General features: G+C 74.1%; 8 protein-coding genes. 2 read left to right on the top strand and 6 right to left on the bottom strand.

The window, feature by feature from the left end:
* Window positions 1–32 precede the first annotated feature (32 nt).
* Complete coding sequence (locus tag PD653B2_RS15230) at window positions 33–560, top strand: XRE family transcriptional regulator (RefSeq protein WP_085873238.1); 528 nt, start codon at window positions 33–35, stop codon at window positions 558–560.
* Here PD653B2_RS15230 and PD653B2_RS15225 read toward each other — a convergent pair.
* The 5 genes from PD653B2_RS15225 to PD653B2_RS15205 form a co-directional block, all read right to left on the bottom strand.
* Window positions 535–1,851 (bottom strand): PP2C family protein-serine/threonine phosphatase, encoded by a 1,317-nt coding sequence (locus PD653B2_RS15225; RefSeq protein WP_085873237.1) that lies wholly within the window; start codon window positions 1,849–1,851, stop codon window positions 535–537. The two genes, PD653B2_RS15230 and PD653B2_RS15225, sit on opposite strands and share 26 nt — an antisense overlap.
* Before the next feature lie 362 nt (window positions 1,852–2,213).
* Complete coding sequence (locus PD653B2_RS15220) at window positions 2,214–5,612, bottom strand: pyruvate carboxylase (RefSeq protein ID WP_085873236.1); 3,399 nt, start codon at window positions 5,610–5,612, stop codon at window positions 2,214–2,216.
* A 93-nt stretch (window positions 5,613–5,705) separates the two neighbouring features.
* Window positions 5,706–8,459 (bottom strand): LamG-like jellyroll fold domain-containing protein, encoded by a 2,754-nt coding sequence (locus tag PD653B2_RS15215; RefSeq protein ID WP_085873235.1) that lies wholly within the window; start codon window positions 8,457–8,459, stop codon window positions 5,706–5,708.
* A gap of 71 nt (window positions 8,460–8,530) precedes the next feature.
* Window positions 8,531–10,057 carry a PH domain-containing protein gene (locus PD653B2_RS15210; protein WP_085873234.1) on the bottom strand — a complete coding sequence of 509 codons (1,527 nt, stop codon included), beginning with the start codon at window positions 10,055–10,057 and terminating at the stop codon, window positions 8,531–8,533.
* Window positions 10,054–10,542 (bottom strand): PH domain-containing protein, encoded by a 489-nt coding sequence (locus PD653B2_RS15205; protein ID WP_085873233.1) that lies wholly within the window; start codon window positions 10,540–10,542, stop codon window positions 10,054–10,056. Before PD653B2_RS15205 ends, PD653B2_RS15210 begins: the two co-directional genes overlap by 4 nt.
* Window positions 10,543–10,576: 34 nt before the next feature.
* Between PD653B2_RS15205 and PD653B2_RS15200 the strand changes: the two genes are divergently transcribed.
* On the top strand, window positions 10,577–11,818 hold the full coding sequence (locus tag PD653B2_RS15200) for a calcium-binding protein (RefSeq protein WP_085873232.1): 1,242 nt from the start codon (window positions 10,577–10,579) through the stop codon (window positions 11,816–11,818).
* A 4-nt stretch (window positions 11,819–11,822) separates the two neighbouring features.
* On the opposite strand, the gene PD653B2_RS15195 is transcribed toward PD653B2_RS15200, so the two are convergent.
* On the bottom strand, window positions 11,823–12,995 hold the full coding sequence (locus tag PD653B2_RS15195) for a hypothetical protein (RefSeq protein WP_085873231.1): 1,173 nt from the start codon (window positions 12,993–12,995) through the stop codon (window positions 11,823–11,825).

Raw genomic sequence — 12,995 nt, 5'->3', positions numbered from 1 at the left:
AAACAGAACGCAGGCTACACAGGGAGACGCCAATGGCGGGGAGCGGTCCACGAGCCGAGGTTGGCGCCCGGGTCCGGGCGCTCCGGACCGAGCGCGGCCTGTCCCTGTCGGCCCTGGCCGACGCGGCCGGCATCGGCAAGGGCTCGCTCTCCGAGCTCGAGACCGGGCAGCGCAACCCCACGCTCGAGACCCTGTACGCCGTCGCCGGGCCGCTCGGCGTACCCCTGGCGGCACTCGTGGACTTCCGGGCCGGGTCGGTGATCGCCGACGACGGCTTCGAGGGGGTGCTGCTGCACACCGAGCACACGGCGGGGGCGACGTCCGAGGTCTACCTGCTCCGTGTCGCGGCCGGCACCACCCGGAGCTCCCCGGCGCACGCCCCCGGCGTCGTGGAGCAGCTGCTCGTCCTGGCGGGCGGTTGCCGGGTCGAGTACGGCGAGGAGTCGCTCGAGGCCTCGGCCGGGGGACACGTCCGGTGGCCGGCCGACGTACCCCACCGCTACACCGCGACCGGAGACGTCGACCTGCGGGCGGTCAACGTGATCGTGACTCCTGCGTAGGCGGCAGGGCGTCGCTCGCCCGCTCCGGCTCTGCTCCGGACACCGCGTTCCTGGATACGTCGTGCCGGCCGTGCCAGTCCAGGCACAGCAGGGTGGCATCGTCCTGGAGGGCGTGGCCGGCCGCGACGAGGGCGCTGTCGGCCAGGGCGCGGACCACCTCCCGGGGGTGGAGCCCGGTGCCCTCCCGGATCGCGCCCGGCAGGTCGAGGGACGCCACGTTGCGCTCCAGCATGCCGTCGGTGATGAGCACCAGCCGGTCGCCGGCCTCCAGCTGCACGACGGTGCTGCGGTAGTCGCTGTCGGCGAACAGGCCGAAGGGCAGGTCGATCGCGAGCTCCAGGGTCGTGAGGGCCCCGCCGCGGAGCAGGTACGGCGAGACGTGTCCCGCGTTGACGAGCTCGAGACGCCCCGTCGTGAGGTCGAGCCGGCCGACCAGCCCGGTCACGAAGTCGTCCCGGCCCTCGGGGGTGTGCTCGGCCAGGGCGCTGTTGGTCGCCCGGGCCTGCTCGAGCAGGGTCAGGCCCCGCCGCCGGGCACCTCGCAGGCCGGCCAGGCAGGTGGAGGCGGTCAGCGCCGCGTCGACGCCGTGCCCCATCGCGTCGGTCAGCGACAGGTGCAGCAGGTCCCGGGCCAGGCTGTAGTCGAAGGTGTCCCCGCCGATGCGCGCCGCGGGTTCCAGCCATCCGGCGAGCGTGAAGGCGGCGGCCTCACAGGTCTGTGCCTCGGGCAGCAGCCGCTGCTGGATCTCGGCGGACAGGCTGAAGGCCCGGGTGCGCTGACCCCACTCGAACAGGTCCGTGTGTCGACGGTTGGCGATGACGACGAACGCGAGGAGATGCGCGACCTGCGCGACCTCGGCGACGACGTCCGGGGGCGGCTCCTCGGGCAGGTAGAGCTCCAGCAGGCCGATGCTCTCGCCGCGCTCGGTCACCGGGGCCAGCACGCCCCACAGCCCGGCGACGTCGTCGGCCGCGGCCGGGTCCGGCGGCAGCACCTGCACGCTCTGGGTGCGGACCGCCTGCTCCGGGGGCCCGCCGTCGAACGGCAGGACCGTCGCGGACTCGTCCTCGTCGCGACGCTCGCCGGGGTCGAGGGAGCCGCCGGGGAGCGGCACGTGCGCGAGCCGCACCAGCGCGCGCCCGGACAGGTCCGAGATGAGGAATGAGACGGACACCGCCCCGAAGGCGAGGCCCAGCTCGCGGGCGACGGCTCCTACCGCCTCGACCGGGGAGGCGGCTTCGGCCGCTTCGAGGACACGTCCGACGTTCAGCAGCCTGCGCGAGTTGACCATGTCCTTCGAGGGTAGCCGGGTGCGGGCCGTCGCAATCGCGCACTTGCGCTGTTCGGGCACGGGAACGCGTGCGTACGTGGTCGCAACCGCGCAATTGCGCTGCTTGGGCCGGGGAACGCCTGCCTTCCTGGTCGCAACCGCGCAATTGCGCTGTTCGGGCCGGGAAACGCGTACCGACGTGGTCGCAACCGCGCAATTGCGCTGTTCGGACAGGGGAACGCGTGCCTACCTGGTCGCAACCGCGCAATTGCGCTGTTCGGACAGGGGAACGCGTGCCTACCGGGTCGCAACCGCGCAATTGCGCTGTTCGGACACGGGAACGCGCGCCCACCCGGTCACAACCGCGCAATTGCGCTGTTCGGTCAGGACAAGACCAGGACCAGGTCGCCGCCGTCGACGGCCTGCGTGCCGGAGAGCGCCAGCCGCTCGACGGTGCCGGCGACCGGCGCCGTGATCGCGGCCTCCATCTTCATCGCCTCGATCGTCGCCACCGTGTCGCCGGCGGCGACGGTGTCACCCTCGGCGACCACGATCGTGACGACGCCCTGGAACGGCGCGGCGACCTGGCCGGGCTTCGACGTGTCGGCCTTCTCGGCGGTCGCGACCTCGGAGGCGACGCTGCGGTCGCGGACGTTGACCGGCCGGAGCTGGCCGTTGATGAGCGCCATCACCGTACGGATGCCGCGCTCGTCGGGCTCGCTGATCGACTGCACGCCGAGGATGAGCGTCTTGCCCTCCTCGATCTCGACCTCGTGCTCGTCGCCCCGGCGCAGGCCGTAGAGGTAGTCGATCGTCGGCAGCACCGAGAGGTCGCCGTACGTCTCGCGCGACTCGAGGAAGTCCTGGGTGGGGCCGGGGAAGAGCAGCTCGTTGAGCATCCGGCGGCGGACGGTGCTGGTGGTGCCGGGCTCGGCGGCCAGCGCGTCGCGCTGCGCGTCGGTGATCTCCTCGGCGGGCGGCTTGTGGGTGCGACCCTCGAGCGCCTTGCTGCGGAACGGCTCGGGCCAGCCGCCGGGCGGGTCCCCGAGCTCGCCGTTGAGGAAGCCGATCACCGAGTCGGGGATGTCGAACTTGCCCGGGTCCTCCGCGAACTCGGCCGGGTCGGCGCCGACGGCGACGAGGTGCAGGGCCAGGTCGCCGACGACCTTGGAGGACGGCGTGACCTTGACGATGTTGCCGAGGATGTCGTTGGCCGCGGCGTACATGTCCTCGATCTGCTCGAACTTCTCGCCCAGGCCGAGCGCGATCGCCTGCTGGCGCAGGTTGGAGAGCTGGCCGCCGGGGATCTCGTGCGTGTAGACGCGCCCGGTCGGGGACGGCAGGCCGGACTCGAACGGCGCGTAGACGCGGCGGGTCGCCTCCCAGTAGGGCTCCAGTGCGCAGATCGCCTCGAGCGAGAGCCCGGTCTCGCGCGGCCCGTGGTCGGTCGCCGACACGAGGGCGGAGAGGGCGGGCTGCGAGGTGGTGCCGGCCATCGACGCGGTCGCGGCGTCGACGGCGTCGACGCCTGCATCGATCGCGGCGAGCAGGGTCGCGAGCTGGCCGCCCGGCGTGTCGTGGGTGTGCAGGTGGACCGGCAGGTCGAACCGCTCGCGCAGCGCGGTCACCAGCGTGCGGGCCGCGGGCACGCGCAGCAGGCCCGCCATGTCCTTGATCGCGAGCACGTGGGCGCCGGCGTCGACGATCCGGTCGGCCAGCTCCAGGTAGTAGTCGAGCGTGTAGAGCGTCTCGTCCGGGTCGGAGAGGTCGCCGGTGTAGCAGAGCGCGACCTCGGCCACCGCGGTGCCGGTCGCGCGCACGGCCTCGATCGCCGGACGCATCTGCTCGACGTCGTTGAGCGCGTCGAAGATCCGGAAGACGTCGATGCCGGTGGCCGCCGCCTCCTCGACGAACGCGTTGGTCACGTCGGTCGGGTACGGCGTGTAGCCGACCGTGTTGCGGCCGCGGAGCAGCATCTGGAGGCAGATGTTCGGGACCGCCTGGCGCAGGGCGGCCAGCCGCTCCCACGGGTCCTCGGCGAGGAAGCGCAGCGCCACGTCGTACGTCGCGCCGCCCCAGGCCTCGAGCGACCAGAGCTGCGGCGTCGTGCGCGCGACGTGGCCGGCGACGGTCAGCAGGTCGCGGGTGCGGACCCGGGTGGCGAGCAGGCTCTGGTGGGCGTCACGGAAGGTCGTGTCGGTCACCGCGACGTCCTTCTGCGCGCGCAGCCGCCGGGCGAACTCCTCCGGGCCGACCTCGAGCAGCAGCTGCCGGCTGCCGTCCGGCGCGGGCACCTGGAGGTTGACCTCGGGGAGCTTCGTCGCCGGGTCGACGCTGACCGGCGCCGCGCCGTACGGCTGGTTGACGGTGACGTCGGCGAGGTAGTTGAGGATCTTGCTGCCGCGGTCGCCGGTGCCCCGGGCCTGGAGCAGCTGCGGGTGGGTCTCGATGAACGACGTGGTGACGTGGCCGGCCGCGAAGTCGGGGTCGGCGAGCACCGCCTGGAGGAACGGGATGTTGGTGGAGACGCCCCGGATGCGGAACTCCGCCACCGCGCGGCGCGCCTTCTCGACGGCCTTGTCGAAGGTCCGGGCGCGACAGGTGAGCTTGGCGAGCATCGAGTCGAAGTGGGCGGAGACCTCGGCACCGGTGTAGACCGTGCCGCCGTCGAGGCGGACACCGCCGCCGCCGGGGGAGCGGTACGTCGTGATCACGCCGGTGTCGGGCCGGAAGTTGTTGGCCGGGTCCTCGGTGGTGATCCGGCACTGGAGGGCGGCGCCGCGGAGCTGGACGGTGTCCTGCGAGAGCCCCAGGTCGTCGAGGGTCTCGCCGGAGGCGATCCGCAGCTGCGACTGCACCAGGTCGACGTCGGTGACCTCCTCGGTGACCGTGTGCTCGACCTGGATCCGCGGGTTCATCTCGATGAAGACGTAGTTGCCGTCGCGGTCGAGCAGGAACTCGACGGTGCCGGCGTTGCGGTAGCCGATCTCCTGGGCGAAGCGCACGGCGTCGGCGCACATGCTGTCCCGGATCGCCGGGTCGAGGTTGGGGGCCGGCGCGATCTCGATGACCTTCTGGTGGCGGCGCTGCACCGAGCAGTCGCGCTCGAAGAGGTGGATCACGTTGCCGGCGCCGTCGGCGAGGATCTGCACCTCGATGTGGCGGGGCTCGACGACCGCCTGCTCGATGAAGACGGTCGGGTCGCCGAAGGCGCCCTCGGCCTCACGCATGCAGGTCTCGACGGCCTCGCGCAGGTCCTTCGGGTCGTCGACCCTGCGCATGCCGCGGCCGCCGCCGCCGGCGACGGCCTTCACGAAGAGCGGGTACGGCATCTCCGCGGCCGACTCGACCAGGGCGTCGACGTCGGTGGAGGGGTCGACCGACGCGAGGGTCGGTACGCCGGCCGCCTTGGCCGCCGCGATGGCCCGGGCCTTGTTGCCCGTCAGGGTCAGCACCTCGGCGGTGGGACCGATGAACGTGATGCCGGCGTTGGCGCAGGCCTCGGCGAGCGCGGGGTTCTCCGAGAGGAACCCGTAGCCGGGGTAGACCGCGTCGGCACCCGCGCGGAGCGCCACGGCGACGATGGCCTCGGGGTCGAGGTAGGCGCGCACCGGGTGGCCGCGCTCGCCGATCTCGTAGGCCTCGTCGGCCTTGAGCCGGTGCTCCGACCAGCGGTCCTCGTACGGGAAGACGGCGACCGTCCGCGCGCCGACCTCGTACGCCGCGCGGAAGGCGCGGATCGCGATCTCGCCACGGTTGGCAACCAGCACCTTGGTGAACATGCGCACATGCTATGAGCCCGGGCGGTCAGGACCCGCAGGTCCGTGCTCCGGCGAGACAGGGGGTGGGTGGCGCGTCTGTCACCCGGGCTGCTGTCAGCGGCCGACGGTGACGTCGATGCTGCGTCCGCCCGGGAGGGCGCTGCCCGGCGGGACGGACTGGGCGAGCACCCGGCCCCGGTCCCGGGGCGCCGCGGCGCGGTGGCTGACCGTCCCGAGGGTGCAGCCCGCCCACGCGAGCGCGTCCCGGGCGACGGCGACCCGGCGGCCGCGGAGGCGAGGCACCAGGCAGTCGGTGGCCGGCGGCGGGTCGGCGAGGAAGTGCTCGAGCACGCGGGCCGGCGTCAGGGCGACCCGGTAGTAGGCGACCTCGTCGATCGAGCCCTTGAACCAGGGTGCCCGGATGCCGTAGCCGACGTAGAACGTGCCACCGCCGGCGCTCGAGCTGCCGGTGGCCGCCTCGACGGTGCCGTGCAGCACGCCGTCCACGTAGATCTGCGCGTTGGTGCCGTCCCACACGCCGACGACCTGGCGGAACGCTCCGGGCGTCGGCCCGACGTCGGCGACCACCGTGCGGTCCAGGTGACGGAAGGCGAAGCTCCCGCCGGTCACGAAGAGCTCGTCGGTCCCGGCCAGCCCGGCGATCGACTGGTCGCGCCCGTCGTCCGGGTTCGCCCAGGCCTCGATCGTCGACTGGTGGGGCCCCGCGGCGACGCCGTTGGCGTACCCGTAGCCGTTGGCGCCGAGGAACCTCCGCGCGTGGTCGCCGTCGCCGCTGATGCCGACCGGCCCGGACTGCTGGTCGTTCTTGTACTCCCCGTCGCGGCCGTTGCCGCTGGCGTCCACCATCACCGAGCCGGTGTCCCCGAGTCGGTAGTAGGCGAGGGGTGAGTCCGCCCGGAAGATGTCGGGGAAGGGCATGACGGTGTAGGTCACGGAGTGCGTGTCGACGTTGCCTGCCTGGTCGACGGCGGTGACCGTGACGGTGTGGGAGCCGAGGGAGTCGGGGAGCGGGTCGCCGTTGGCGAGCGGGTTCCCGTCGACGGCCGCCGTGCAGCTGGAGACGTCGCCGGACCCGTCCGGGTCGGTGCAGCCGAAGTCCGACACCGGGGTCTTGGCCGGGGCGTAGAGGCCGTCGTCCGCCGGGGTGGTGATCACGGCCGAGGGCACCCCCGTGGTGCCCGGCGGGACCGGCGAGATCGACGGCCAGTCGACGGCGGTGCCGACCGCGTAGTGCTCGGCCAGCACCCCGCCCGACAGCGCGGTCGAGTAGTAGGCCACCTCGTCGAGGTCGCCGTGGAACGGCGGCGCCTGCTCGCCGAGGCCGACGTACATCGTGGCGGAGCCGGAGGGTGCCTTCCGGGCCGAGCTCGACGTCGCGACCACGGCGCCGTTCACGAACAGGGCGGTGGAGGTCCCGTTCCACACGGCGGCGACGTGCCACCAGACGCCCGGCGTCAGGGTGGGGCTGCTGCTGAGGACGTCGTCCTGGGTCTGGCGCAGCCCCAGGTGGCCGTCGCGCAGGAAGAGCTGGCCGGCCCCACCCTGGCCCACGATCGAGCCGTCGCCGTTGTCGGGCCGGATCCAGGCCTCGAGCGTGTAGGCGGTCTTCGGTGCCGGGAGGTCGCTCACGTAGCCGTAGCCGTTGCCGCCGAAGTGGGTCGAGAAGTCCTGCGGGTCGGCCGCCAGCTCGCAGACCTGCGGGGGCCTCGGCCGGCGCTCGCACGAGATGGCGGCGGGCCGGTGCCCGCCCGGCGCCACCGCGTTCCGGTACAGCCCGTCGCGCCCGTGGCCCGAGTCGTCGGTCATGGTCACGGCGCCGACCGGGTCGTTGAGCCGGTAGAAGGCGATCGGGGAGGAGAGGAGCACCTCGTCGGCGTACCGGTTGGGCACGACCGTGTAGGCGACCGTGCGTGCCGCGGCGTTCCCGGCCCGGTCGGTGCCGGTGACCGTGAAGAAGTGCGGCCCGAGCCCGCCGGCCAGCGGGCCGGGGACGCAGGTCATGATGCCGCTCGCCGAGGGCGGGCTGCCGGCCAGGGGGTCGGTGCAGGAGTAGCCCGGGGCCGGGACGGCGTGCAGGACGTACTGGCCGCTGTCGGCCGGGGTGGTGATGGTGACATGGGGCGGGGTCGAGTCCCGCCCGATCGCGACGTGGGCGGCGAGCACGGCACCGGACAGCGCGGTCGGGTAGTAGGCGACCTCGTCCAGCCCGCCGATGAAGCCCCCGTGGGGGCCGTCGCCGAGGATCACCGGGTTGCTCCCGGACGGTGCGGTGGTGGCCGTGACCGAGGTCGCGACCTCGGTCCCGTCGACGTAGAGCCGCGTGGTGGTGCCGTCCCAGGTGGCGGCGACGTGCCACCAGGTGCCGGCGGTCAGGTCGGGGCCCGAGCTGAGGACGTCGTCCCCGCTCTGGTCGAGCCCGAGGAAGCCGCCGCTGATGTAGAGCTCGCCGGCGCCCGCCTGCCCGACGAGCGTCGCGGGTGCGCCGTCGTCCGGGCGGACCCACGCCTCCAGGGTGTAGGCGGTCTGCGGCGCGGGGATGCCGGTCGCGCTCGACCCCGTCGTGAACGCGGCCGAGGTGTCCGTGGTGTTCGTGATGGCGGGAGGCCCGCCGAAGGCCACGAGACCGCCGTACGTGCCGTGGTGGCCGTGGCCCGAGCTGTCGACCATCGTCGGGCCGCTCGGCTCCCCGAGCCGGTAGTAGGCCACCGGGGCGGAGGCGAGCACCTCGCCGGCGTACGTCGTGACCGCTGCCCCGGACGGCGGCACCCACGCGAGCGTGGCGGTGAGCGCGAGAGCCGTCGCGAGGGCGGAGGTCAGCGCTCGACGGCGTGCGGGTCGGCTCGACATCGGAGCTCCTGGGGACACGGAGTGCCCGAGCACCCGATGGGGGTATCCACGCTAGGGCACCGCGCGGGTGGCTAGGGGCTGGTCCGGACCGGTTCAGTGTCGAGGAACTGACCCAGCAGCTCGGGGTGCGCCGCCAGGGCGAGCGTCAGCGCGGCGTCCTCGGGGACGTCGGGCACGGTGACGGCCTGTCGGCCCCCGGCGGTGGTGGCGACCAGCGAGAGCAGGCCGGCGCGGCGCTGGAACCAGGTCGACCGGAAGTTCCAGCCGATCACCCCGCCGACCTCGAGCGCCTCGCGGCGCCGGTCGAGACTGCCCGACCGGGCGACGACGTGCCCGTCGACCAGGGCATGGCCGAGGGCCCGGGCGCGGTCGGCGGCCAGCGCCAGCGCGACCGGCACGCCGAGGGCGACGACGGCCAGGAGCCACGTCGGGGTCTCGGTGAGCAGCACGAGGAGCAGCGCGGCCGCGAGCGCCGCGACGGCCGGTGTCAGCGCGCGGGTGAAGCGGCGGGTGCGCGCTCGTGGCCCGTGGTCGACGAGGGGTGTCGTCAGGGGGCTGTCGGTGCCGAGCACGGCGCCCGCGACGCCCACGACGACGCTGCGCGGGGCGGGCGGCACGAGGAGCGAGCTGGCGGCCTGCCGGCGGTCGAGCCCGGTGACGATCGCCGACGTCCGACCGCCCCCGGCCAGGCGCAGGCCGAGCGGCTCGCCGACGCTGACGCCGCGGACCCGCTCGTCGTCGAGCGTCGTCTCGCGGGTGGTCAGCAGCCCGCGGCGCAGGTGCCAGGCGCCGCCGCGCGCCGAGCCGGTGTGGGTGAGCGTGAAGCCCCAATTGGTGAGCACGTAGCCGCCGATCGACAGCGCCGCGACGACGAGCACGAGGGCGATCAGCCCGAGCGGCACGGCCGCCCACACCGACCAGCCCGACGCGTCGTCGGCGAACCGCTGCGGGTCGAGCCGGTCGAAGCCGCCGAAGGTGTTGACGGCCTGGGTGATCACGCCGAGGGTCGCGGCGGCGATGACCAGCCCCGAGCTGGTCAGCGGGGCGAAGCGGACCCAGGCCGGGTCGAACACGAGCACCGTCCGGTCCGCGGGCCGGGGCTGCTCCGTGGTGCCGGCCGGGTCGGTGCCGCCCACCGGCAGGAGGTCCGCACGCAGCTGCCGGGCCCGGTCGGTCGCCAGCCCGTCGAGGTCGAGCCGGTCCTCGTCGTCGTTCGAGGCGGTCCCGGTGCCGACCCGGACCGTGGTCAGGCCGAGCAGGCGGTGGATGGGGGAGGCGGTGATGTCGACGGTCCGCACCCGGTCGAGCGGCGTGGACAGGACGTGCCGGTTCACCAGGCCGCGCCGCAGCTCGACCCGCTGGTCGGCGATCCGGAAGTACGTCGTGAAGTAGCGCATCACGCCGAGCGAGATCGGGACCACGATCCCGAGGAAGTGCCACCAGTCGCCACTGCCCCCGGAGGCCGTCCCGGCGATGAAGAGACCGACCAGGACGGGCAGGAAGCGGATCAGCTCCTTGACCGGGTGGACGAGCAGCATCCGCGGGTCGAGCCGCTGCCACTCGTCCGGCAGGGACCGGTCGGTGCCGAGACCGGTCACGTGGCGTCGCCGGGGACGGTGTCGGCCTTGATCGTGAGCTCGTCGACCAGCGCGAGTGCGCGGAGGCGGTCCAGCCCCGCGATCTCGAGTGCCCCGGCCGCCGAGGCGGTGGTGACCGTGACCGTGGAGAGCCCGAAGAGGCGCGAGACCGCGCCCTCCGCGTGGTCGACGGTCTGGATCCGCGACATCGGCGCGATCCGGCGCTCGCGGGCCCACCACCCGGTCTGGGTGTAGACGGCCGTGTCCGTGACCTCCCAGCGGTGCACGGCGAAGCGCCAGCGCGGCACGACCACGACGTACGCCACGATGGCGAGCGCCGCGAGCACCACGGCCCACCAAGGGATCGGGACCCACGCGGTGGCCGGCCCGACGACGATCAGGGCTGCCAGCAGCACGGCCCCCTCGAGCCCGGCGGTGAGGGTCCACATCGACCTGGCCCGCGGGCTCACGCGTTCGCGGGGCTCTCGGAGGCGAGGCGCGGACATGCAACCGAATCTACGGGCTGTGCGTAGCACTCACATGAGCAGGCTGATCATGATGAGCGCGCTGGCGCTCGCCGGCGGGGTGCTGGCCGTCGTGCCCCCGGCGCAGGCAGCGGCCCCGACCTGCCAGGGGCGGGCCGCGACGATCGTCGGCACGGCCGGCGACGACCACATCACCGGCACGCCGCGTGCCGACGTCATCGTCGCCCGCGGGGGCGACGACGTGGTGCGCGCGGGCAACGGCGACGACCTCGTCTGCGGCGGCGACGGCGCCGACCTGCTGCGCGGCGGACCCGGGGCCGACCGGCTGTACGGCGAGCGCGACGGGCTGGGCTTCGACCGGGGCGGGTCGTTCCGCTATCCCGACGAGCTGTCCGGTGGGGCCGGTGACGACCTGCTCGACATCGGCGGGGACGCCCGGCCGACCGACCAGGGCGGCAGTCACGGCATCGTGACCTACGAGTCCGTGCGGCGCGGCGTGACGGTGGACCTCGAGGCGGGCACCGGCTCGGGAGACGGCGCCGACCGGATCGTGGTGCAGGGCGGTCTCCAGGTGGTCGGCACGCCGTACGACGACGTGCTCCTCGGCAGCGCCGGCGCGGACACCCTGATGGGCCGGACCGGCGGCGACCGGCTCGAGGGGCGCGGCGGGGCCGATGACCTCGCGCCCGACGAGCCGGACGCCGCGCCGGACCGCGACGTCGTCGACGGCGGTCCCGGCCGGGACCGGATCGTCGCGTGGCGCGGTCGCGACGTGCTGCGCGGGGGCGACGGCAACGACCTGGTCGGGAGCTACTCCGGCCAGCCGTCCCAGGTCTACGGCGACGCCGGCGACGACGACGTCTTCACGAGCGTCACCGACGTCCCGGGCTTCGCGCTCGACGGCGGCGACGGCGTCGACCGGGGCAACCTCGGCAGCCCGGACTCGGGAGGCTCGCACGGCACCCGGCCGCCGGGGCCGACGCTCACCCTGGACGTGGGGGAGGGGACCGTGTCGCGCTCGGGCGACCGGGCGGGCACGGTGGCCGCGATCGAGGCGTGGGTGCTCGGCGACCACCTGCGCTGGATCTTCTACGGCACCGACGGCCCCGACGCGGTCGTGGCCGGCTACTACCAGCCGTTCCGCGCGTGGACCTACGGCGGGGACGACGACGTCACGGGGTCGGGCGAGCGCGACCGGATCGACGCCGGCGACGGCTACGACACGGTCGGCGGCCAGGAGGGCCGGGACACCTGCCTCAACGCCGAGGTCGTCCAGAGCTGCGAGGTCACCAGCTGATCGCTCAGGTCCTGCCCTGCAACCGCGGCACCAGGTCGGAACGCAGCGCGCCGTAGCCGGTGGACGCCCACGGCTCGGCGTCCGTGTCGAAGTAGTGGACCGGGCGCCCGCGGCGCATCACGTCGAGGACGTCGGGCGCCCGGCCGGCGCGCAGGTCGGCCCGGCACGCGCGGCAGAGCGGCACCTCCACCTGGCGGCCGCCGCTCTCGACGGTCCCGACGGTCGTGCCGCCGGTGTGCAGCGGGTTGAGGTAGCACACGGGCTCGGGCTCGAACGCCCGGTGCCCCAGCGCGGCGTCGAGGGCGCGGCGCTCGCGGCGGGCGAGCACCAGGGCGCCCACGACGTCGAGGACATCCGGGCGGTCGTCACCGCGGCGCAGCACCCGGCCGGCACCGTCGTAGTGGTCGAGCGCGGCCTGCCACGCGTCGGCGGTGTCGCCCGGGCTCATCTCCGCGGCGTCGATGGCCTCGCCCAGCGCTAGGACCTCCTCCTGGGCCCGGTCCTCGAGCTGTCGGTCGTGGGCTTCGCGCACGTGCTCGACGACGGAGGCCGGCAGCGAGTACGTCCGTCGGGTCCGGCGGCGCACCCGCCAGCCGACGACGACCACGCCGATCGCGAGGGCGAGACCGATCAGCACGCCCACGGTGACGCCGCTCCCGCCGCCGCCGCCGTCGTCCCCGGACCCGTCGGCCGCGGCCGGTGCGGAGCCGGTCGAGCTCGTGGTGTCGTCGCCGAAGCGCTCGTCGTACATCTGGTCGGCGGCCTGCTGCGCCGTGCCGGTCGCGGTCAGGTGGGTGGCCTCGGCGAGCGCGGCACCGGCATCGTCGGGGTGGTGGTAGGCCGCGACATCGGTGGCCGCTCGGCCGTCGCCCACCGATCCCCAGGCCCGCGACTCGAGGTAGACCGGTGTGTAGTCGACGTCGCGCACCGACAGGTAGAGGCCGTCCTTGCCCGAGGCGTCGTGGAGCTGGGTGAGCAGCTCGGCCGGGTCACCGCCGAACTGGTCGCCGTTGACGTACGGGTAGACCACGACGTACGTCGGGGTCGGCGACGCCGCGACATCCGCCTTCATCGCGGCGAGGTCGTGGGCGCCGACCGCCGCCCGGAGGGTCGGGTCGACGTACACCCCCGTCTGGTCCAGCGCCTGCTGGATCTGCTGGATCACGTCGTCGGACAT

Source organism: Nocardioides sp. PD653-B2 (assembly GCF_002117935.1).
Classification (GTDB): Bacteria; Actinomycetota; Actinomycetes; order Propionibacteriales; family Nocardioidaceae; genus Nocardioides.
This window is presented reverse-complemented; position numbering and strand designations above follow the sequence as displayed.